Origin of the sequence: Paenibacillus hemerocallicola (genome assembly GCF_006265175.1) — a bacterium.
Lineage (GTDB): Bacteria > Bacillota > Bacilli > Paenibacillales > NBRC-103111 > Paenibacillus_AB > Paenibacillus_AB hemerocallicola.
The window spans coordinates 1-22,542 of the sequence record NZ_VDCQ01000032.1; the positions used below are offsets into that span (position 1 = coordinate 1).

The window sequence follows — 22,542 nt, forward strand, 5'->3', positions numbered from 1 at the left end:
ACCCCGAACCCCGAACCCCGAACCCCGCACCCCGCACCCCGCACGCCGCACGCCGCACGCCGCAGCCCGCACCCCGCACCCCGCAGCCCGCACGCCGCACCCCGCACGCCGCACGCCGCACCCCGCACGCCGCACCCCGCACCCCGCATGCCGCAGCCCGCACGCCGCAGCCCGCACGCCGCACCCCGCACGCCGCACCCCGCACTACCGAACCAACTACCGCTTCACAGATACAAGCACACATTCCACTTTGTTTCTCCTTGCGATCGAACTCAAGCGGGGACGGTCAATGACTGCCCCGCGCATGGGATAACCGAACGCGATTGGAGGCGTTTCTTCTCGATATGGAAAAACGTCTATCGACGTCTTTCGAAGCTGAGCGACCGAGCCGTTGTTTTGTCGGTAAAGAAGTCTCATTTCGCTTTAGTGCTTTAGCGAAGTTAAACTGTCTTGTCGTTAAAAAAGACCGGGGCTGCCTCGCGGCGGACCCGGCCTTTGCACTTCATTCCGATCAACCCTTTACCATCCGGCCGGCCAACAGCTCCTCCGCCGCCAGCTCGAACAGTTGATGGTGAACGTCCAGTATCGCTTCATAGCCGAATGGAGCGGCAGTCGGGCTCACCACGCCATGCGGGCTTTCGAATAAAATAGGCAAATCCGCTCCTACGTGGTACAGCAGACTTTGCAAGTTCAAGGGCGCCTCCGCACTGGCGAGTCCGACACCGATCAAATCGGCGGGCTGCTTGCCATGGCTGTGGCCCCGGTCGGCTAGCCGCGCATACAGCTTCGATGCAAACGCGTCGATCCGCCGCTGCTGGCTGTCGGGCACATAAGCCGTCGGCAGAACGCCGGGGGCGCTGGAGTAGCTGTGCAGATTGATCAGGCAGTCCGGCCCTTCGGCGGCAACGAGACGCAGCAGCGCCTTGGTCGTCTCGCTCATCGGCTCCGCCCAATCGTCGTGCATCATGTTGACGCCGTTGTCGTCGAAGTAACCCCCGAGGATGCCGACATCGCCTTTCATCGGATGAACCGCCTTGCATGGCTGCCAGCGGTACAGCTCCCCGTTGCTGCGCGTGCCTTGCCCCCAACGGGTCATCTCGTCCTGGGGAATCCCGCTCCAGCCCCTGTATGGCACACGCGCCCTGCCGTCGGGGTTGGCGAGCGGGATGACGATGACGCGAAGCCGGCTCAGCTTGGTCGCGAGCTCCGGCTGCGGATTTCCCGCCAGATCGAGTCCGCTCTCGAGAATGCGGATGACGGAAAGAGCGCTTGCCATACCCTCGATTTCATGGCCATGAATACCGCCGATGATGCACAGGACGGGCCGGGTCCGATTGTTTCGACTATAATAGGCGTCCGGATTTTTCGCGCCGAGCGCGGAGTTGAAATTGGCCGTCCCTTTCCACTCGGGCTCTGCCAAGCCGTAATAAGCGGCGTATACGTGGCGGCCCCCCGGAGAAACGGATAATCGCGTCGATTCGCCGACGGCGACCCGCTCCGTGAGCTCCCGCTCGATGGAGTCGGCATCTGTTATCCACCAGTCGGGTATGGGGACGGAGCTTGTCATCAAATGCTGAGAGACGGTCATGGCTGAACTTCCTTCCTCGGAATCGCTTTTTATTTTTTGGCGCTTTTCGCCTGCTCGATTTTTTGATTCGCTTTCTCGGCCGCTTCCCTCAGGGCGGTGTTCACATCTTTGCCCGTCGCAATGACTTCGGTAAGCGCGGTATTCAGCTCCCCGTTGGCCGTGCTCGTGTATTCCGAAATGTTGGTGGGAGTGGCGTAAACATTCGGTTCGGCGAAAATAGCCAGATTTTTCTTCCTGATAAACTCGGGAGCTTCCTGGGCGAACGCCGCCCGAATCTCTTTGTTGCCGAGCGTGCTGAATACTCCGCGCTTGGATTTGGCCAATTGAACCTCGTCCGAGGTCATGAAAGCGATGACGTCAAACGCATCCTCCTTATGCGGGCTCGTGGACGAAACGGCGTATATGTTCGGATAAGTCTGCACGTTCCCCGGCGCGTTCGGCATCGTCGGAAAATGGGTGAAGTCGAAGTTCAACGCCTCGAACGTGAACGTCAAGCTGAGATCGTTGGCGATGATCGGGGAATACATCGCGGCTACCCTGTCTTTAGTGAATAAGTTCAGCACGCCTGATGTCGTCAGGTGGGTGGCGGTCTTCTCGTTGCCGGGAATCCGGTACAGATCGGCGATCTGGCTCAAAAACCGCGACCACGTCGGATTGGAGAAGTCCGCTTTGCCCGTGGACGGATCGAGATGGTTCAAGGCGTACGGATTGCGGATCAGGAAATTGACAGGCGCCAGCGCCGAGCCGTGATACATGACGCCATTGTCGGTTCGGCTCAGCTTTTTGCTCAGATCGGCGAATTGGTCCCAGGTCATTTTGTTCGGCGGGTACGCTACTCCGAATTTATCGAACAGATCTTTGTTGTACAACATGTAGGTGCCTCCCGCATCTACCGGCAGCCCATACGGCTTGCCGCCGCCGAGTTTGTTGACCAGTTCGAGGGAGGACGGATCGAGTCTGCCCGTATTGTAGCCAGTTTTCGTTATGAATTCGGTCAGATCGGTCTGCAGGGAGTTGGGAAGAAAGGTAGTATGGAATGTGGCTTGGGACGTAATGACGATATCCATGCGCTCTTTGGCGAGCATGACTTGGTCGAGCGGACGGGTCGCGTTGCTGAAATATTCGATGCGCTCGATGTGCGGGAACTTTTGCTGAATCAGCTTCCCATACTGCTCTTTGAATTCTTCGGCGGACGGGCTGCCGGAGTAAATATTTTGAATATAGAGCGTAATGGGCTTCTTCTGCTCCGGCTGAGGCTGTGCGGGCTGACCAGTTCCTTTGCTGTCCGTTGACGTTCCGCATGCGGCAAGACCGAACAAAGCCAATGCCGATAAAACGGATACAAAACTCGTCTTCATACGTTATCTCCCCTTTTTTCACTCGAGTGAAATGTACAACGTCATTGTAAAGCAGCTTATCGGCTTCTGTCAACGGAAAAGAAAAAAACGATCGGCGCTGGGGCCGACCGTTCGAAAAGGTCAGAGGGCATGGTGTCGCAAGCGGGGAGAGGTGAATGCTTCCCGTCAATCGATTGGAGCGGGGCCGGTCGAGCTTCTGGCGACGATATCGTAATCCATCATGTGCGTCGAGGCGGGAAGATTGCTCTGTTGGATGCGCCGGATCAGCAATTCCGCCAGCATCGCTCCCGATTGCCGCATGGGCGAGCGCATGGTGGTGAGCTGGGGAATGGCCAGCGCTGCGTTCAGATCGTCGAATCCGGCCACGGATACTTCCCCGGGGACCGAAATATGTTTTTCTTTCAGCGCATGCATCATGCCGAGCGCAAAATTGTCGTTGACGCCGATAAATGCGGTCGGCTTGTCGAGCCGGTCCCAGGCCAGCTTGAGCCGTTCGTATGCAAGCAGCATCTCGTCCCCGGATGCGTGGGAAACCGGCTTGTCTTCGGCGATTACCATTGGCTGCAGACCGGCGCTCCGCATTGCTTCGTCGTAGCCCTGAAGGCGTCCCTCGGGCGTCCCCTTGATATCCGCAAAGGTCATAAACACGATGCTCCGGTGTCCGAGGGCGATCAGATGGTTCGTCAAATCATAGCCGGCCTGGCGATGATTCAAGGCGACAAGGTCTATTTGGCGGTCGGCGTAATTCCGTTCGAGGGTGTTGACGGTAATCCCGTTTTTGAGAAAATCGTCCAAGTAGTCATTCAGGCCGGCCGTGGCCGCGGCGGAAATGAACGTCGCTCCGGAGATACGCTGCTGCTTGAGCATCTCGATCGCGCTTATCCAATCGTCCTGCCCCCGATTGACATAGTACAGGATCGTGCTGTACTGATGCTTCATCGCGGTATGCTGGAACGCTTCGATCAGAGGAGCGTATATGCCGCGCCGAAAATCGGCCAGCAGCAGACCGAGCACCGAATTTTTCCCGGTCTGGAGACTGCTTGCGAAGCTGTCCTTTTTATAGCCGAGCCGCTCGGCTGCCTCCCGTACTTTCTCGATCGTTTTGGGCGACACGCCGGGGGCGCCGGTTAATGCCTTGGATACGGTCGTGCGATCTATTTCAAGATAGGCGGCCAAATCTTTCATCGTAATGTTCTTCTTCAATCGCTTCTTCTCCTTCGATCGCATCAAGCGTCCGCTAGTGCAGAGCGTTCCTAGTATACCATTTCCGGTACATGTCGAACTATGCTCCTATCCCCGCAACCCGCCTTTATTGCGAGTCCCACCTCATGGCCCACTTCTCCATTTCCTTGAGCGCGGTTTTGAAATCCATTCCTTTATCGGTCAATGAATATTCGACCGTTACCGGTACCGTAGGAAAGACCTGCCGTCGCACAATCCCGTTTTGTTCCAAATGCCGCAGCGCATCCGTCAATGACTGCGTCTTGACGATGACCAAATCTCTATGGAGCTGTTTAAACCGCTTCGGCCCCTTCGACAGCTCGGCAATAATGAGGAATGCCCATTTCGCCCCAAGAATTTGCAGCACCGAACAGATGTGGGGGAAGCCTTGCGAGCCTTGCGCTTCTTCGTTTAGTTCCAAGCATCCTCACATCCTTACTAATAGTTAGTAGGTCAAAATAGTTGGATAATATCCAAAAGCTTTGCCTTCTTACATTATTATCGTAACCTAACTATAATTCAAACAAGAGCTCTCGCCAATACCTCGAAAGGATTGATTCGAATGAACCGACTGTCCATATATGTTCTTGCTTTAGGAGTTTTTCTGACGGCGACGTCCGAGCTGGTCGTCTCCGGAATTTTGCCAGTCATTGCCGAAGACTTGCAAATTTCCATCGCTCTCGCCGGGCAATTGATTACCGCTTATTCGCTTGCTTTTGCGATCGGTACCCCTATTCTGGTCTCGCTTACCTCCCGTATTGGGCGCAAAAAAGTGATGCTGGGCTCATTGGCGGTTTTTATTGCGGGCTGCTTCGTTTCGTACGGCAGCGCAACGGTTTCGCTTCTGATGGCTTCCCGAATCATACTCGGGGTAAGCTCGGGCGTCTATCTTGTCGTAACGCTCGGCGCGGTTGCGAAGCTCGTACCGGCCGAGAAGCTGGGAGGCGCGATCGGCACGATCATACTCGGATTCAGCAGCGCGATGGTGCTGGGCGTTCCGATCGGGATAGCCGTTGCCGGCTGGCTGAGCTGGCAAGCTATCTTTCTGATTCTGGGCTTGTTCAGCCTGCTGGTCGCGTTCGTGATCGTTCGCCTGCTTCCGGAGACGGAAGGGGACGCGCCGGTTTCGTTCCGGCAGCAATTCAAGGTGCTCGGCAGCGTCGTCGTCGTAACCGGATTTTTGCTCACCTTTTTCAGGGAATCGGGCAATTCGATCCTGTTTACTTATTTGACGCCGTTCATGAAAGACGTCCTTCTGTTAAACGCCTCCCACATCGGCATGATCATGCTCGTATTCGGAATTTTCGGGGCGATCGGCTCGCGGTTGGGCGGTTACGGCGCAGATAGGTGGGGGGCTTCCCGAATCATAACGTTCGGCATTATCGTTCAAGCGGCGGTATTGGCTTTATTGCCCGTGTATGCCGGATCTTTGCCGATCGGGTTAGGATTGATCGCTCTGAATGTGTTCTGCATGTTCGCGACCGGTCCGGCGATTCAAACGTACTTTATTCAGCAGGCGCCTCATTCGTCCAATCTAGTCCTCAGCTTGAACACCTCGATCGTTCATCTGGGACTGGCGGCGGGAGCGGGAACGGGCGGAGCGATGGCAAATGCGACGTCGACGGTCCTCTATCATCCGTGGATGGCGAGCTTTGTAGTCGCGATCGGGTTGTCGGCGGCCATGGTCAGCTTCTCGCTCGGGAAGAGAAGGTTGGTCAAGCTGCAGGAGCGCGCTTGACGGGATTATTCGTCGGAAGTGGTAAATACGGATATGTTCAAGTCAAATCATGGTATGTGAAAAGCGCTGCCGACACTTTATATTGGAAATAAAGTATACACACTGGGGAGCAATCGAATTGCTACTCTAAAAATCGGCGAGGTGCGGCATGCTATTGGATCAGAAGCAAACGGAGTACTACACGCATGTCGATGGAGAGAGCGTATCGAGCATTGCTGTCGAGAGCGAGCTCGGAAAAGGGGAAGGAACGGAGCCGATCGTCCGTGAAAAGGGCTCGGGTCGACAAATTCCGTATACCCGGCAGAGGCCGTCCGGCTCGGTCCGTTTCCGCCTGGAGCCGGGGGTGCACTACACGGTCGGGCTTCGTGATTGTATCGCCGGAGCGAGCGGAGATACGGACTGCGCGCAATAGCGGAACACAAGTACGTTATTTGCTTTCATAATAAAGCTATGAACGGTTTAACGGAACACAATTCCGTTATGTAGACCATGAGAAGCAGGTATAGGCCGAAATAGGAGATTTTACGGAATATAGTTCCTTTATTCTAGGAAAAGACCTGTAAATATTTATAATAACGGAACCGCGTTCCGCTATTTGACAGGGCTGTTGAACATAGATATTCATTCAAGCTTGCCGTCATGCCGAGGTCGTCCAAACGCAGCTATCCGGAACCGCGAACTCGGCGGTTCCTTTTGTTTTGACGCGGATTCGTCAACCTTGGCCGGACCGGACTTTATCCCGATATTGCTTCGGCGTCATTCCTTTCAGCTTCTTGAACGCCCGACGCAGCGTTCTGGCATGGTCGAAGCCTACTTCGACGGAGATGTCGACGATGTCCATATCGGTCGTGGCGAGCAGACTCGCCGCCCGTCCGACGCGCAAGGAGTGGAGATAGTGGATGAACGTTTGTCCGACCTGCTGTTTGAACAGGCGGCTCACATAGGACGCATTCCAATTGTAGTGATCGGCCAAATTCGTCAAGGACAGTTCCTCGTTATAGTGCAGATGCATATAGTCCAGCAGCTCCAATACGTTGCTCTGCGATTGAACGGTCGAGGCACCCGGTTCCGAAGAGTCGTAAAGCGTGCGGGTCAAAAATACTAATGCCTCCAACAGCTTGGAGCGTAGAGACGTTTCTTTGGCAAACCGCGTGCTCTCGTATTCCAGCTTCATCGATTCGAACCAATCGATCATATAGACGGTCTGCTCTTCGTTCAGGTCATAGTGGGAGGGAAGCTGCCGGCCGGTCTGCAGCAAGTAGTTGCCGAATTCCTGGTCGGACGAGCTCAGGAACAGCAAATGGATGTCGAACATGCAATTATATTTATGGACGGGAGGGTTGTCCAGACGAATTTCATGAATGTGGTGCGGCAGCAGCAGCGATACCGTACCCCGTTTGAACCGGTGGGGCGTTCCGTTCAAAATTTCCGTTCCGGTGCCGTCGACGACCAGACTCAGCTCGGCGAAATTGTGGTGATGAAGCGGATAATGATGAAGCATATGCTTCTCCATTATAAAAAGCGGCAGCCGGCTTTTTCCGTACAGATCATGATTCAAGGCGTCTTCGAATCGGGGGGAGAGTACCATAAAGCGTCTCCTTCGCAACCGTTTTGTATGTATTGTAGCACGAATCGTTAAAAAGTGGTCTCTGCGACCTCAATAATTGACCGTCGTTTTTGAGCGTTCTCCTGTATAGTGGAGTAGATTCGATCGCAATCGAAATAAAAAGGAGACGAACGAACAATGAGCAAGAGAAAAGGACGGTTACACGGTTCGCGTTATTTGCTGGCGGTCGCCATGGCGGCTACGCTGGTGTCGGCCTGTTCATCCGGCGGGCAGTCTGGCGCTGCCGGCGACTCGAAGACGGGGCAGAAGCAGGAGACAAGCACCCCGAAAGAGACGTTCCAGCCGGTCGTTTTGAATATTTACGGGGGGCGTTACGTTTCGGAGGAAGGGTTTATGGAGGCTTACGGAAAGCATATCCAGAAAAAATATCCGCATATCAGCTTCAACGTGTACGGAAACAAAAATGCCGCCGATATCGTGTCGGCCGGTCAGCCGATCGATATTTTTTATGCCGATCCGGTAGCCTATCCGCGCGATGTGGCGCAGTTCGGACTGGCCTATGACATGTCCGCGCTGATCAAGGAATTCAACTTCGACCAAAACCGGCTGTATCCGGGGCCGATTCAGGTCATGCGCGACACGTTCAACAAAGGGGTAACGGGGCTGCCATTGGCGATGAGAAACGTCGTCCTGCACTATAACAAGGACTTGTTCGACAAGTTCGGCGTAGCGCCGCCGCGCGACGGGATGACGTGGGACGAAGTATACGAGCTTGCGCGCAAGATGACCCGCACGGAAAGCGGCGTGCAATACCGGGGGATGGATTTCTCGGTGCACGTAATCGACTACAACCAGCTCTCGCTCGGATGGATCGATCCGAAGACGGAGCAGGCCAGCGTCAACAATACGCAATGGAACGACTTGATCCGGAATTTTGCCCGATTCTACCAAATCCCCGGCAATGAAGTAGGCACGGACGCCGCCAAAGAGATTATGGACTGGAACCGGTTCGGAGTAAAAGGAATTACCGCGATGGAAGCGACGACGTTTTATTCGGCTACCGTTACGAAGGATTTGTTCAATATGGATTATGCCGCGCTGCCTTCGTTCGCATCCAAGCCCGGGGTAGGGTCTCAATCGCCCGCAACGTACATCGGGGTTACGTCCAGCGCCAAAAATCCGAAAGAAGCATTCCGCGTCATCGAATATTTATTGTCCGACGAGTTCCAGACGATGCTCTCGCGTACCGGGACGATTTCTTCCCTGCAAAATAAAGCGGTCAACGACGTGTTCGGGGCCGACGTGCCGGAGCTGAAGGGCAAAAACCTGAAGGTGGTCATTCCGACCCAATCGGCCGCTCCCGCCCCATTCTCCAGATTGTCGGGTCAAACTCAGGCCAGCTATTGGACGCCTCTGCTGAAAGTGTTTACGGGCGAGACCGACCTGAATACGGGGCTGCGGAATATGGAGGAATCGATCAACAAAAAGGTTGCGGAGCTGAACTCGGCGGCCAAGTAGCGAACGCAGGCCGATCGCGGGAACGATCGGCCTGCTCCCGTGTTTACAGTATGGCGGCGTGAATCGGTTATAGAACCGCTGCGAGGAAGCTATCTGGAATGAGGGAAGACCTTCATTGTTTGGACTGTCGAGACTGTGCGGCAGTCTTTTTTGTTACATTTTTTGCCGCAGCCCCCCGCCTCCGCTCCAAGCGTGTCCAATGCAGCCACGTAAGCTTCAACGGGCTCGGGGAGCAGTCATGCGCGGAGCGTCGGCCTCGTATTCGGACCCGGGAATGCGCCTAACAACCCCGCTCTTTGTAAGCTCGCCAAATGCCAACTGCTAATCGAACAACACATGGTCGGTCGAATGGTTTTTCCTGAACTTTCCCGGAGGCATGCCGAAAAACCGGCGGAATACTTTCACGAAATAGCTCACGTCGGAATATCCGAGCTGCTGCGAGATTTCCTCCAACGGCCGGTCGGCGCTGCGCAGCAGCTCTACGGCTTTCTCCATGCGGATTTTGGTCAGAAATTCGATCGGCGTCTTGCCCACGGTCCGGTGAAACAATTTGATCAAGTAGCTCTTCGTAACGCCGAGCCGGGCGGCCACGCTATCGAGCCCGTCGATCCGGTCGTACTCCTGCTGGAACAGCTTGGCCGCTTCGGTTACGAGGTCCGGCCATTTTTTCAGCACATCGTAGCCTTTGCAGAACCGGTACAGCTCCATGACGAACTGATAGGCCATAGTCGATGCTTTGAAGGCATCGGTCACCTTTTTCATATTGGCTTCCTGATGAATATATTTCAACGTTCGGATCGGAATCGAGTAATCGGGCATATAGAAGACCGACCCCAGGACGTATTCAACGGAAGTCCAACATTTTGCAACTTCATCGCCATACATGGAAATGAACATACACTCGTAATGGTCGCTGTCCTCCGGCAAATAGTACCGGTAGTCGCCGTGGAAACGGATCAGGAAAGCTTTCCCGGACTCGAGCCGGTGCAGTCGTTCGCCAATTCGAATCATGCCCAGACCGGACAACGTATATTGGAACAAATACGGCCCGCCGCTGTCGCTTCGGGATAAGCCGTCGAAGCTGTAGCCGTCGAAGTTGTTCTCCCACCCGACGGCGCTTAGTCCGAGCGACGGATGAACGGCTCCCTCTTGAAAACGGAATATATAGCTGTTCTTTTCCTGTACGAGATCCATGAAAGCTCCCCTCCCCCAATGCCGTGCAGCCTGATGAAATTGGACAATATTTTACCATTGTTAGCCGACATCGTTCATTGTCACGTCCAAACGGACGCTTTATGCTTAACTATAGGATGGTCGTTAGGAAATGTCCATCGTTCTTGTAAACGAATACAACATAATCGGAGGGGTTCCAAATGAGCTTGATGAAGAAAGGATCGCTTGCTCTGCTGCCGCTCGTGGCGACGTCGCTCATGCTCTCGGCTTGCGGAGGCGGCTCCGGAGAGGGGGCCGCGCCCGGAGCGTCGAAGGGAAATGCGGAATCGTCTTCGCCGGCCAAAGTAGTCGCCTACTCATACTGGCAGGAGTTTTCCGACGAGTATTGGGACAAAGTGCTGGTCCAGCCTCTGAAGAAGAAATATCCGCATATTCAATTGGAAATCGTCAAGCCGGGCAAAAACGGGACGGCCAAGCTGGAGGAAATGATCACCGCCGGGGAAGTGCCCGATATCGTGATCAGCGATCTCGGGACGGCGCCCGCCATAGCCGGACTCGGCTTCAACTACGATATGGCGCCCATGATCAAAAAATACGGACTGGACCTCTCCAAGTACGATCAGTCGACGGTAGAGTACATTCGGACCTTCAGCAACACGGGAGGCATCATTACGCTGCCGTACTCCACCAATTTTATCGGGATGTTCTACAACAAGGACATATTCGACAAGTTCGGGGTGGCGTACCCGAAAGACGGAGTGACGTTCAACGAGGTGCTCGATTTGGCCAAAAGGCTGACGCGGATGGACCAGAACATCCAGTATATCGGCTTCGATCATAACAGCATCCACTTCCTGGCCGGCGGCATTACGAGAGACTATTTCGATCCGAAAACCGGCAAAGCGAACGTATCGACGAAGGAATGGAAAATGGCTTACGACCTGCTGGCCCAACTGATCGCCATCCCGGGCAACCGGTTTCCCCAGGATAAAGACAAAATTACGAGATGGCACAACGAGGATTTCTACAAGACGCAAAATGTGGCGATGATCGGGGTGCCGAATCTGATCTCCGCAGGTCTCCAGACCGTGCCGGGCATGAACTGGGACATGACGTCCTATCCGGTATTCGAAGGGTATCCGAAGACGGCGCAGGCGGCCGGAGGCAGAGGACTGTTCATCAATCCGGGCAGCAAGGTGCTGGATGCCGCCTTCAAGGTCGTGGAGTCGGCGCTGTCGCAGGAATCGCAAATCGTCGTTTCGCGCAACGGCGAGCAGCCTTTCCTGCTGACGAAGGAAACGATGGACGCTTTCTCCGCGGACTTGCCTTACACGAAAGGGAAAAACGTGAAGGCCGCTTTCTATAACAAACAAAACTATCCGAAATATCCGACCGAGTATGACGGCACGGCGCTAAGCATCGCGTACAACCGGTCGCTGGATCTGTATGCCGGCAAAGATATCAACACCGTCATTCGGGAAACCGAGGAAGAGATCAACAAGGAAGTCGAAAAGCTGAAGTCCGGCAAAAAATAACGGTTACAAGTCGGGCGCGGAACGGGCTGCATGCAACCCGATCGCGCTCTGGCATTACCGATTGCGACAGTCGGCAGGGGAGGAAAGAACCGCGATGAACATCACGTTTTTGGGAACGGCGGCTGCCGAGGGCATTCCTTTCCCGTTTTGCGATTGCCTGACGTGCAACCACGCGAGGGAGCATCGGGGGCGCAACATTCGCAAGAGGCAGTCCATCCTGATCAACCGGGATGCATTGATCGACCCGGGACCGGATTTATACGCGTCGTGCGCTCAACTGGGGATGTCGTTAACGGAGCTGCGCCACGTGCTGGTAACGCATAATCATCCGGACCATTTCCAACCGGTCAATTTGCAATTTCGGGCGAAGGGGTTCCGGCAGCAGACGGATTTGCCGCTATTGACGCTTATCGCCCCGCCGTCCGTTCTGGCGACATGGGACCGATTCGGCTCGAACGACGCTTCAGCCGAAATAAGCCGCGTTCCGTTTCTGCCGGGCGACAGCCTGTCCGTTCCGCCTTATCGGGTGGAAGCGATCGAAGCGACCCATATCGAGGAAGCTATGAACTATATCATCGACGATGGGCGAAGCAAGCTCTTGTATGCTTGCGATACGGGACTGTACCGCGACCGCGTTTGGAATGCGTTGGAGGCACACCGGCTCGACGCCGTCATTATGGAGTGCACGCTGGGCAGCCGGATGAGCGCGCGCACGCATATGAGCGTCGGCCATATGAAGACGATGCTGGACCGTATGCGGCTGCTGGGCTGTATCGACGATCGGACGCAGCTGTTCGCGACCCATTTCTCCCACCAGCAGGTGGAGCCGCATGAACCGCTGTCCCGCATGCTGCTGGAGGAGGCAGGCGTTCAGTGCGCATACGACGGCATGGTCTTGACGTTAGGAGAGGAACATAGCGCATGAGAATCGGCATGGAGAGCTACGGATTGAAGCAGGGAGGGGAGCAGGATGCGACGCTTGCGGTGATCGAGGCGCTTCTCGCCTGCCGATCCGCGGAAGGCCCGAATACGTTGGTTTTTCCGAAGGGGATATACCATTTCCGCCCCGAGATGGCGGTGGAGCGGCATCTGTACATGACGAACCATGATCAAGGCGGTACTCGCAGAATCGCCTTCCACCTGTGTGATCATACGGATTTGACGATCGACGGGCAAGGCTCCGAATTTATCTTTCACGGCTCCATTATCCCGTTCCTGCTCGATCACGCCGAGCATATCGTCCTGAAACGGTTTGCAATCGATTGGGAGCGGCCGATGTTCGAGCAAGGGACGGTAGCGGATACGGGCGAAGGGACGTTTGATATAAGACTGCGCGAAGGGACGTCCTATGACGCAGCGGATGGAATGCTGTTTTTCGAATACGGCGGCTCCAAGCTGCCGGTCTGGGGACTGCACGACCTTGACCCGGTTACGATGGCTCATGCCTATCAGAGCGGAGACCGGTTGAGCTGGAGCTCTTTTAAAAAGCTGCGTATTTATGAGATCGGCCCCGGCCTTGTTCGCGTCTCCGGGAAACTGAGTCATATGCCCCTTGCCGGAAACGTAATCGGCATGCGCTTCGGACGTCGTGAAAATCCGGGTATTTTCGTAAAAAACAGCTCGGACATCCGTGTCGAAAAGGTTGCGATTTACCATGCTCCCGGCATGGGCTTGGTCGCGCAGCGCAGCACCGACATCGTTTTGCGGGAGTTCGACGTGAAGCCGAGGCCCGGGTCGGGCCGACCGTTCTCGGCGACGGCCGATGCGACCCATTTTACGAATTGCCGCGGCTCGATCTTGATGGAGCATTGCCTGTTCGAAAATCAACTGGACGATCCATGCAACGTGCACGGCATTTACGCGCAAATATCGGAGCAGCTTACCGATCGGGCGATTGTCGTCAAGCTGCGGGAGCCGATGACCAAAGGGGTCGAAATGGCTGTTGCCGGCGACCTAATGCGCACCGTACGCGGCGATTCCTTGCTCGCTTACGGAGAAGCAGTCGTGGAAAGCGCGGACGTATTGAATTCCGACTATCAACTGATCCGGTTCCGCGGAAGCTTGCCGAAGGAGCTGAAGGTCGGCGACGTAGTGGAGAACGCGACTTGGAATCCGGATTTGACCGTACGCCATTGCACGGCGCGGGCCAATCGCGCGCGCGGCTTCCTTATTACGACGCCGGGAAAAGTACTGCTCGAGCATAACACGATCAGCGCGCCGGGCGCGGCCGTCAAAATATCCGGCGACGCCAGCTCTTGGTTCGAATCCGGCGCCGTGAACGACGTTACGATTCGCGACAATCTGTTTCTCGCGAGCAACTATTGCTGTCCGGACTGGGGGCGGGCGGTCATCGATATCGACCCGGAGCTCGAGCGGCCGGAAGCTTACGGCGGTTGTTACCATCGCAATATCCGGATCGAGCATAACGAGTTTCGCACGTTCGATATCGGTCTCGTGTACGGGCACTCCGTGGACGGCTTCACCTTTCGCAACAATCGGATCACGCGAACCGACGATTACCCGATGCACCGGCATATGAAGCATTCGATCCGATTGATTGCCGCCCGCAACGTCGAAATTTCCGGTAACGAGGCGCCGGAGGAATATAGTCCGGTCCTGCTCGGAAACGTGGAGCGGAAGCTATCGCGGGAGGCGATTCGCGCCCATGAGTAGCCCGTTTCCGAAGCTGTTCATAACCGATCTGGACGGTACCGCTCTTGGAGGAGGGTATCGTCCGTATGCCAAGCTGCCGCCCGCATTCTCCGCCTTCCTGCATCGATTGGCTGAGCGCGGCTGCATGTGGGCGACGTGTACGACCTGGGACGCTCAGGCGCAGTTCAATCTGATTGACGCAAGTCCGGATGCCCCGCCGCCATCTTACTTGATTGCAGGCTCCGGTCTGGGCATCTTCACGTTTCAAGCAGGCGAACGGACGCCCGTCGAGCCGTATACCGCGATCATGGCACAGAGGTCGGCAGAGACGGTGCGCGCTTTTCTACGTCCGCTTATACGCGACGTTTGTGCGCGTTTCGACTGCGGGAAGATGAGCTTTAACGGCTACTGGTTCTCGATGACCGTGCAAGATGAGGAGACGGAGCGAATGGCGGCCTACATGGGCGAGCAGGCGTCCCGATATCCGGACCTCAGAATCGAGGTAATAGCGGAGGAAAACCGGTTTTACACGCATCCGGCTTTTCTGAGAAAAGAGACGGCGGTGCTGGAGCTGCTGCGGCTGACAGGGCTCGACCCGAATGAAGTTGCGATCGCCGGGGACGAACGGATGGATCTGGGCATGATGGAAGCCCATATAACAGCCCATGCCATCTGTCCGGGCAATGCGCACCCGGAAGTGAAGGAGCGTGTCCTGGCCTTGAGCGGTGCTGCGGGTACCGCTAGCTGCTCGGACGGGGTTATCGAGGCGTTCGGCTCGTTGGCGCAGGCAAGAGGGTGGTCGCAATAGGCAAACGAAACAGACAGCAGTTGTCCGGAATCCGGGGCAGCTGCTGTCTGTTTTCATGGCGGCGAAACGAAAGAAGCGTTTTCTTCAAATCGACTGCAACTTTTGATCAGTAAGTAACGTTAAAAAAATAACTCTACAGCAGAGTATACGAACCAGAGGAGTGAATTTAGATGAAAAAAGTGATTGCGGCTACTTCCATGGCACTATTGTTCAGCAATTTGGTATTCGGCACTACTTACGCTTTCACGGACGTAGAAGCGGGCCAGCTTCCGGCGGTTGCCGCTCTGCAGCAGAGCGGGGTCGTGAACGGGATCGACGGCGAGCATTTCGCGCCGAAAGGAAAAGTCAGCTTTGCGCAGAGCGTACAGATGATCGTGAAGGCGTTCGATTTCAATCTGGATTTGATGCGTTTTGCCCAGCCGCCGACAGCTTCGGGGCTTTATGCGAACGTGGCGGATGACGCTTGGTACGCGGAGGCGTTTATTATAGCCCACTATAACGGTTTGGATATTCCGAAGGATGCAAATCCGAACGCGTCGGTGACCCGCGAGCAATTTGCCGCCCTGCTCATGCATGCGTTGGAGAAAAAGGCAAATCTGCCGATGATCAAAATTTACAAGGAGATCGGCGACGAGAAAGAATTGAATCCGGAAAACCAAGGGGCTGTTCAGCGCTTGCTGCATTATAAAATTGCCGAGCTGGACAAAGACGGCAACTTTTCGCCCGGAACCGAGCTTACCCGCGGCGAAGCGGCGACCTGGGTGCACCAAGCGATGAGAGTAGCGGCCGAGGAGCGTGACCGGGCTCAGGCAGCGGTCGAGGAAGTTTCCATTGTTCTGGAGAAAGTGAACGATGAAATCAACAAAGTAACCTTGTCGCGCGGCGTCAAGCCCAACGCGGGCTACGGCATCCATATCGACAGCATCCGGTTCGAGCAGGATGGACGAGCCGTAATCCGATATTCGCTACAGGACCCGAAGCCGGATACTGTATACGCGGAAGTCTTGACGGAAGCGAAAGCCGTCGCGTATGTTTCTTCGGCCTATAAAGCGGAGCTGGAGCCGGCTAACGGAAAGTAAAGTTTTTTCTCCCATACCCCTTGCCGTATTCATTGGAGATGCCTCGCATCTCGGATGAGGACGCAGGGGGTATGTTTTTTTCGTCAGAAATGCTCCTGCAGCGGTGCTCCTTCCAAAATATCCGAATGAACCTTGAGCTTTTTTGAACAGCCGTACTGTGCCGAGGCCCGATACCTTGGCCATGTAATTAGCGCTCCATTTTCTGCCCGGCTTACTTCTGTACATACGCCGAAGCTGCTCATTTAGCCAAACCTTATCTTGCGAGCGGCCTTGCCGATACAATAGCGGAACTACAGTACGCTATTCGCCGGTACATATAGCTCGCAAGCAAAATAGCGGAACTTGGCTCCGTTATACTGCTTGCAATGCGACGTTGCTCCCCGAAATCGACTATTTAACGGAAAGCAGTTCCGTTATTTCCGGAGAGTATCGGGTAATATAGTCGATAACGGCATACAGATCCGCTATTTCCCCGGTACGGAAGCAGAGCGGTTGCCCATTGTCGTCTGCTCTCCCATTTTGGCGCGATACCCGGGGAACGGTTTGACATTCGTATTTTTCATGTGTATACTGTGTATATTGATATATACATTAATCACAGTGGAGGCGTTAGCATTGAAGAAGAAGTTCGTATCGGCCGTACTATTGGCGGCCATGCTCGTATCGGTACCTGTTTCGGCCAGTGCCGCCGACAGTAATGGGAATCATGCGGCAGCGTGGTATGAGGCCAGCTCGGACAAATTGGTGAAGAAAGGCATTTACGAAGCGGGGTCCGATCACGATGCCGCCGTGTCCGCGAAGCAATTTATCGACTATGCCCTGACGGCCCTTACATATGAGCACGGATCGGACGCAATGAGGCAGGAGAAGGTTCGGCAGTGGGTTCGCGCAGGGGAACTGGCCGACCGGGAGTCTCCGATCAAGCGGGGGGAAATCGCGCGCATTCTGGTTCGGGCCATGGGCAAGGAAACGGTCGAGAAAAGTCTGGACGATTACGTCCGGACCGCGAGCAGGCTGGGCATCGTGAACGGGTATCCCGACAGGAGCATGCGGGAAGAGAACGCGGCTACATTGGCTGAAGCGGCGGTCATGCTCGACAACTACAGGAACGCGGTGTCCGCGAGCATCGACAATGCGGGCGTCGCCCCGCTGTCGGTGGAAGACTTTATGAAAAACCCGGGCAGCTTCGCCTACGAGCTTTCTCCGGACGGAAACTACATCTCCTATGCGGCCGAGTGGGAACGGCGCTCCAACGTATTCGTCAAGAAAATGGACGGGAGCGGAGAGCCTGTACGGGTATCGAGCTCCAAAGACCGCGACATCGCCGCGTTTTTCTGGAAGGGAGAACGCGTGCTGTACATGAAGGATAACGGCGGCGACGAGAACTATCACATTTATTCCTCCGCTTTCGGCGGCGGCGAGGAAAAGGATTTGACGCCTTACCCGGGCGTGCGGGTCGGACTGATCAGCTATTTGACGAACGTCGAGAACGAAGTGCTTATTATGATGAACAAAGAGGACGCGACCGTCTTCGATATATACAAGCTGAACGTCAAAACGGGCGAAACGAAGCTGGTGGCGAAAAATCCGGGAACGATCCAAATCTGGGTAGCCGATCACGAAGGGGCTATCCGGCTCGCGGTCGAATCGGACGGCGTGGTCGGAAAAGTTTTGTACCGCGATAAGGAAGACGAACCGTTCCGGCCGTTCATCTCGCTGGAAGCCGGGGAGCAAATTACCCCGATCGCCTTCTCCAAGGACAATCAGTCCATCTACGCGCTATCGAATAAAGGAAGAGACAAGATCGAGCTGGTGAAATTCGACTTGAAGGCGAACGAGCAAGTATTGTTTTCCGACCCGAATGTCGACATTACCGGAGCGTTCTACGACTCGAAGCAGGACAAATTGCTGTATGCGGCTTATATGACGGACAAAGTACACTACCGCTTTTTCGACGGCAAGCTGGAGACGGTATTCCGGGACATGCTGAACAAGCTGAATGCGAGCGAAAGCGAAGTCGGCATCAACGACTACAGCAAAGACATGACCAAGTTCATCGTAAGCGTATCGAACGATAAGTCTTACGGAACGTACTATTATTACGATTCCGTTACGGGCGACATGACCGAGCTGGCCAATTTGAGTCCTTGGCTGAAGCCGGAGCAGCTGGCCGACATGCATCCGATCTCGTACAAGAGCCGAGACGGCCTGACGATCCATGGCTACTTGACGCTGCCGAAAAACAAAACGGCCGAAAACTTGCCGCTGATCGTAAACCCGCACGGCGGCCCTTGGTATCGCGACAGCTGGGGCTTTAATCCGGAGGTGCAGCTGCTGGCCAACCGGGGTTACGCGGTGCTCCAGATCAATTTCCGTTCCTCTACCGGCTATGGGAAGCAATTTCTCGAAGCGGGGAACAAGCAGTGGGGCTTGAGCATCCAGAACGATATAACCGACGGGGTACAATGGGCGATCAAGCAAGGTATCGCCGATCCGGAGCGGGTAGGCATTTACGGCGCTTCCTTCGGCGGCTATGCCGCATTGGCGGGCATTACGTTTACGCCCGATCTGTACGCGGCCGCAGTGGATTATGTCGGCGTATCCAACATCTTTACGCTGCTGCAAACATTGCCTCCGTATTGGGAATCGTACCGGAACATGTTTTACGAACGGGTAGGGCATCCGGAGAAGGACAAGGAGCTGCTGCAGTCGGCTTCTCCCGTCTTTCATGCCGACAAAATCGTCACCCCGCTGTTCGTAGCCCAAGGCGCGAACGATCCGCGGGTCAACAAAGCCGAATCCGATCAAATCGTCGAAGCGCTCAAGCAAAGAGGCATCGAAGTGGAATATATGGTCAAAGACAACGAGGGTCATGGATTTACGAATGAAGAAAACCGCATCGATTTCTACAACGCGATGATCCGGTTCCTCGACACTCATCTGAAATAAGCGGGATCGGCGCGTACCCGCCGAATCGCAAGAAAAGAGCAAGGCGACCGCCTATCGGCATGTGCCTTGCTCTTCTTTGTCGTCAGCTTCGTTAAAACGGCGAGGCAACTAAGTGATCCCGGTGACGTTCCCCGAGCTCTGTACGATGACAAACTCCGTGGCGGAAAGTTTTATAAGCTTGACCCACGAGAACTTCGTCGGAAGCATAAGCCCTTTCACGGGGACGGATCCGATGGGGTGCACGACCTTCTCGGAGAAGCCGCCGTTCGTGCCGAAATGGATATGAAGAGGTTGGTTAAGCTGGGACTGGTTCTCCAATCTGAACTCGACGCCCGTGGCCGGCAACAGATCGTTTACATAGACGATGCCGCCGGTCGCTTCCGATCCTTGGTAGACGACATCGGTCTGCCTGAAATCGTATGAGACGGAGCCGCCGTTTGCGATCGGGCGGGGATGGTCCCGATCATCGAAGCGGTAGACGAAGGAAGAATCGATCGGCGAGTACAAGCCGCCGTAATAGGCCGAGAAGCTTTGCGAGAAAATGCCTTCGATATCGGGAAATTCGATTTTGCAGTTTTGCAGCGTATGCTCGTGCGCGCCGATGACCCGGATGGCATAGCAATCGTTGCCTTCGTTTCGCAATACGGGATTGATAATCGATATATTCCGCATCCCCAGAAAGCCGGCGGAAGGAGCCACGGTCGCCTCGAGCGCGATCCCGTTCGAATAAATGCCGGGCGTGCCCGAATGATTCGGATTGTAAATGCTCGGCTGCTCGATCGTGATGTCGAGATCGTCGGAGTCGCAGTTGAGCAAATACAGCCCGTTTTTGCGCGCGTTACGGATGACCGGCTTCACGATGTTGATCGTTCCCTGCGAGCCTTGTCTCGTTTCGATCGACATGCTGCACTCCTCGCATACCGGATTGTAGATGTTGATGGAAACGTCGGTTTTGACCGTCGTGCTGTAATGCCGCTTCAGCGAAATGACGATGCCGTGATCGTGCACTTGCGTCAGCGCGTTTCGGATCATGCGGGGTTCGTAAATGTTCACGTTGCGCAAATATTCCCCGACGAAGTTGCTCTCGATATCGATGCCCGCCCCCGGCGCCTGGCCTCCCGTGTTCGAGCAGATCGGGCGATACAGGTACAGATTCTCGCCGCTTATGATGGAGATTCCTTGCCTGCGGTTGTCGTCGAACAATCCGTTATGGATTTCGATATCTTTGGACCCTTTGATATACAGCCCGTCTCCCCAAAACTTGCGCGATCTCGGGCTATAGATGCGGACGTTGGTCGAATCCACGATGTTGATGCCGTGCCCCCATTGTCCGGTCGTGCCGGTATGCTCGTATTTGTCGCCTTCCAGATTCGGGTTGTAGATGTATACATTTTCTACGTTCGTCAAATCGAGCAGCTCGTATCGGTCCAGCGAATTCGGAAGCACCTTCAGCCAGGCGTCCGGCTCGAACCATATGCACGTATCGCTCTTCAAGCTCTGCATCAAAGTAACGTCGACCGGATAAGTTCCGTTCTTGATCAGGATCGTGCTGTAGTTCCGGAAAGCGGTATTCAAAATGGCCGAATATTCCGTAACGGTTGCCGACGGCTTGACGACAAAAGCGATCTCGTCGCAGTCGCAGCAATCGTCCTCGTTCGTTCCTCTCTCGCCCAAAGCATGCACGGCACCTCCGGAGACGAGCGCGGCCCCTGCAATTCCCATGGTCGTCAACAGCATTCTCCGGCTCATTTTCTTTTGTTGCCTGGACCGATCGTTATCATTTTCCATCATGACAGCCTCCTGTTCGAATTAAGTTGCAAGCGCTTACGACGATGGGGACGATTGGAGCTTTACAGGATGCTTTTCGTTATCGTTGCATGCCGACGCCTCCTTTTCGCGATCTTTCTAATCGGATTGCCTATGAAATATAATAGGGGCAGGCCGGGACCCGAGTCGTTGTCGCGGAGGTCCAACGTTATGTCATTTTGGTCAGGAGGTGCTGCCATGGAACGTCCCAGACTCGTTCTCCGGGAGGAACTGGCTATCCGCAAATTGGTCACCTTTTATTACAGAGAGATGACCAAATATTTTTATGCGAGCGGGGAACGTCACGATTTTTGGGAATTCGTTTATGTGGATAAAGGCGAAGTGGAAATATTTACCGACACGGCGAATCAACGGCTGCGACAAGGCGAGATGATCTTTTACAAGCCGAATGTACTGCACGGCGGGAAAGCGGTGAACGGGTCGGCCCCCAATCTGATCATCCTTTCGTTCGAATGCACGGCTCCGTGCATGGCTTTTTTCGAGGACAAAACGTTTCGTCTCCAAGCGGACGATCGACAGCTGCTGTTCCGTATCGTCCAGGAAGGGCTGAAAGCTTTCGATCCTCCCATCGATTCGCCGCGCAATACGTATCCCCGCAGAAGGGAAGGGGAGGGGGCTTCCTTCGGAGGGGAGCAGATGATCCGGAACTATTTGGAGATTTTGTTGCTCCAGCTGATCCGCAAGGGCGGAAAAGCGGGCGGCGAAGGGAAGCCGTCTTCGGTGGCCGGGGAGAAGCAAGGGGACGAAGTCGTTTCGGCGATAATCCGGTTTCTCCAGAGCCATGTTGCGAATAACTACACGTTCGATCAGCTGTGCGAGGAGTTCGCCATCAGCCGAACGCGGCTCAAAATGATATTCAAGGAAAAGACCGGCAACGGCGTGATGGAATATTTCAATCGTCTGAAGATCGAGCAAGCCAAGCGAATGATCCGCGAGGAGGCCGCCAGCATTTCCGAAATCTCCGAACGGCTGGGATACAGCAGCAACCATTATTTCTCCAGACAGTTTAAACGGATTACGGAGATGGCCCCCAGCGAATATATGCGTACGATCGGAGCCAGAACCGTCAAGGAAGAGATCGGGAGAGGACGCTGGTAGGACAACCTGCGCTTGTCCAGAAGGTCGGAGCCAGGCATGACAGCGATCGATCATGCGGCCGATATCGGATTGTCGGGGAATCGCTGCGTTAATAGATAATGCGACAATAGTGGATGGAACCTAGGTGGGATGTGAATTGGTGAAGGAGCAGCGGTGAATCGGCCGCAGGCGAATGGAGCGTAGGTGAATAGAGCGTAGGTGTATAGAGTGAACCAAAGTGTTACTGCTTGGGCCGGCTTGGTCCGCCGGAGAAGCGGGAAGACAGAAATAAGGCTGAAACCAGCACTGTCGTCGGCCCGAAGCGGGAAAACGGCGCAGATCGTGCTGAAATCAACCTTATTTGTGGCGCGGAAGGATGAAAATCGGTAGAAATCCGGCTCGCTGAAGGAAGTAAGGATGAGGCCAACCCATTTGTCCGAGCGCTGCCCGGC

Annotated in this window: 17 protein-coding genes; 10 read left to right on the forward strand and 7 right to left on the reverse strand. The window is 55.1% G+C overall.

All coding sequences use genetic code 11. The annotated features are described in order from the left end of the window. Positions 1–511 precede the first annotated feature (511 nt). From FE784_RS21370 to FE784_RS21385, 4 genes are all read right to left on the reverse strand, one after another. Complete coding sequence (locus tag FE784_RS21370) at positions 512–1,588, reverse strand: M14 family zinc carboxypeptidase (protein ID WP_139604269.1); 1,077 nt, start codon at positions 1,586–1,588, stop codon at positions 512–514. Positions 1,589–1,617: 29 nt separating this feature from the next. Continuing rightward, positions 1,618–2,946 (reverse strand): ABC transporter substrate-binding protein, encoded by a 1,329-nt coding sequence (locus tag FE784_RS21375; protein WP_139604270.1) that lies wholly within the window; start codon positions 2,944–2,946, stop codon positions 1,618–1,620. A gap of 165 nt (positions 2,947–3,111) precedes the next feature. Then, on the reverse strand, positions 3,112–4,149 hold the full coding sequence (locus FE784_RS21380) for a LacI family DNA-binding transcriptional regulator (RefSeq protein WP_176706403.1): 1,038 nt from the start codon (positions 4,147–4,149) through the stop codon (positions 3,112–3,114). Positions 4,150–4,255: 106 nt separating this feature from the next. Continuing rightward, positions 4,256–4,588 (reverse strand): winged helix-turn-helix transcriptional regulator, encoded by a 333-nt coding sequence (locus FE784_RS21385; RefSeq protein WP_139604272.1) that lies wholly within the window; start codon positions 4,586–4,588, stop codon positions 4,256–4,258. A 141-nt stretch (positions 4,589–4,729) separates the two neighbouring features. Here FE784_RS21385 and FE784_RS21390 point away from each other — a divergent pair, with 141 nt between their 5' ends. Further along, positions 4,730–5,905, forward strand: a complete 1,176-nt coding sequence (locus tag FE784_RS21390) for an MFS transporter (protein WP_139604273.1) — start codon at positions 4,730–4,732, stop codon at positions 5,903–5,905. A gap of 148 nt (positions 5,906–6,053) precedes the next feature. Further along, a complete protein-coding gene (locus FE784_RS21395; RefSeq protein WP_139604274.1) occupies positions 6,054–6,317 on the forward strand; it encodes a hypothetical protein in 264 nt (87 codons plus the stop codon). Positions 6,318–6,617: 300 nt separating this feature from the next. Here FE784_RS21395 and FE784_RS21400 read toward each other — a convergent pair whose 3' ends face one another. Next, on the reverse strand, positions 6,618–7,493 hold the full coding sequence (locus tag FE784_RS21400; protein WP_139604275.1) for an AraC family transcriptional regulator: 876 nt from the start codon (positions 7,491–7,493) through the stop codon (positions 6,618–6,620). Between the two features lie 156 nt (positions 7,494–7,649). Here FE784_RS21400 and FE784_RS21405 point away from each other — a divergent pair, with 156 nt between their 5' ends. Then, positions 7,650–8,990, forward strand: coding sequence for an ABC transporter substrate-binding protein (locus tag FE784_RS21405; protein ID WP_139604276.1), 1,341 nt, complete (start codon positions 7,650–7,652; stop codon positions 8,988–8,990). Positions 8,991–9,311: 321 nt separating this feature from the next. Here the strand turns inward: FE784_RS21405 and FE784_RS21410 are convergent, their stop codons facing one another. Beyond that, complete coding sequence (locus tag FE784_RS21410) at positions 9,312–10,184, reverse strand: helix-turn-helix domain-containing protein (protein WP_139604277.1); 873 nt, start codon at positions 10,182–10,184, stop codon at positions 9,312–9,314. A 179-nt stretch (positions 10,185–10,363) separates the two neighbouring features. On the opposite strand from FE784_RS21410, the gene FE784_RS21415 reads away from it, so the two are divergent. The 6 genes from FE784_RS21415 to FE784_RS21440 all read left to right on the forward strand — a co-directional run bounded on the left by FE784_RS21415 (position 10,364) and on the right by FE784_RS21440 (position 19,186). Next, positions 10,364–11,698 carry an ABC transporter substrate-binding protein gene (locus FE784_RS21415; RefSeq protein ID WP_139604278.1) on the forward strand — a complete coding sequence of 445 codons (1,335 nt, stop codon included), beginning with the start codon at positions 10,364–10,366 and terminating at the stop codon, positions 11,696–11,698. Between the two features lie 94 nt (positions 11,699–11,792). Next, complete coding sequence (locus tag FE784_RS21420; protein ID WP_139604279.1) at positions 11,793–12,623, forward strand: MBL fold metallo-hydrolase; 831 nt, start codon at positions 11,793–11,795, stop codon at positions 12,621–12,623. Beyond that, the gene (locus FE784_RS21425) at positions 12,620–14,371 is read left to right on the forward strand and encodes an alpha-1,3-galactosidase-related protein (RefSeq protein ID WP_139604280.1); all 1,752 of its coding nucleotides are present in this window, start codon (positions 12,620–12,622) and stop codon (positions 14,369–14,371) included. The genes FE784_RS21420 and FE784_RS21425 overlap by 4 nt, the downstream gene beginning before the upstream one ends. Beyond that, positions 14,364–15,158, forward strand: coding sequence for an HAD family hydrolase (locus tag FE784_RS21430; protein WP_139604281.1), 795 nt, complete (start codon positions 14,364–14,366; stop codon positions 15,156–15,158). The genes FE784_RS21425 and FE784_RS21430 overlap by 8 nt, the downstream gene beginning before the upstream one ends. A 170-nt stretch (positions 15,159–15,328) precedes the next feature. Then, positions 15,329–16,237: an S-layer homology domain-containing protein gene (locus tag FE784_RS21435; protein ID WP_139604282.1), complete on the forward strand. Its 909-nt coding sequence runs from the start codon at positions 15,329–15,331 to the stop codon at positions 16,235–16,237. Positions 16,238–16,852: 615 nt separating this feature from the next. Further along, the gene (locus tag FE784_RS21440) at positions 16,853–19,186 is read left to right on the forward strand and encodes a S9 family peptidase (RefSeq protein WP_139604283.1); all 2,334 of its coding nucleotides are present in this window, start codon (positions 16,853–16,855) and stop codon (positions 19,184–19,186) included. Between the two features lie 108 nt (positions 19,187–19,294). Here the strand turns inward: FE784_RS21440 and FE784_RS21445 are convergent, their stop codons facing one another. Then, positions 19,295–20,977, reverse strand: a complete 1,683-nt coding sequence (locus FE784_RS21445; protein WP_139604284.1) for a right-handed parallel beta-helix repeat-containing protein — start codon at positions 20,975–20,977, stop codon at positions 19,295–19,297. 213 nt (positions 20,978–21,190) lie between these two features. Between FE784_RS21445 and FE784_RS41040 the strand changes: the two genes are divergently transcribed. Beyond that, the gene (locus FE784_RS41040) at positions 21,191–22,111 is read left to right on the forward strand and encodes a helix-turn-helix domain-containing protein (RefSeq protein WP_176706404.1); all 921 of its coding nucleotides are present in this window, start codon (positions 21,191–21,193) and stop codon (positions 22,109–22,111) included. Positions 22,112–22,542 lie beyond the last annotated feature (431 nt).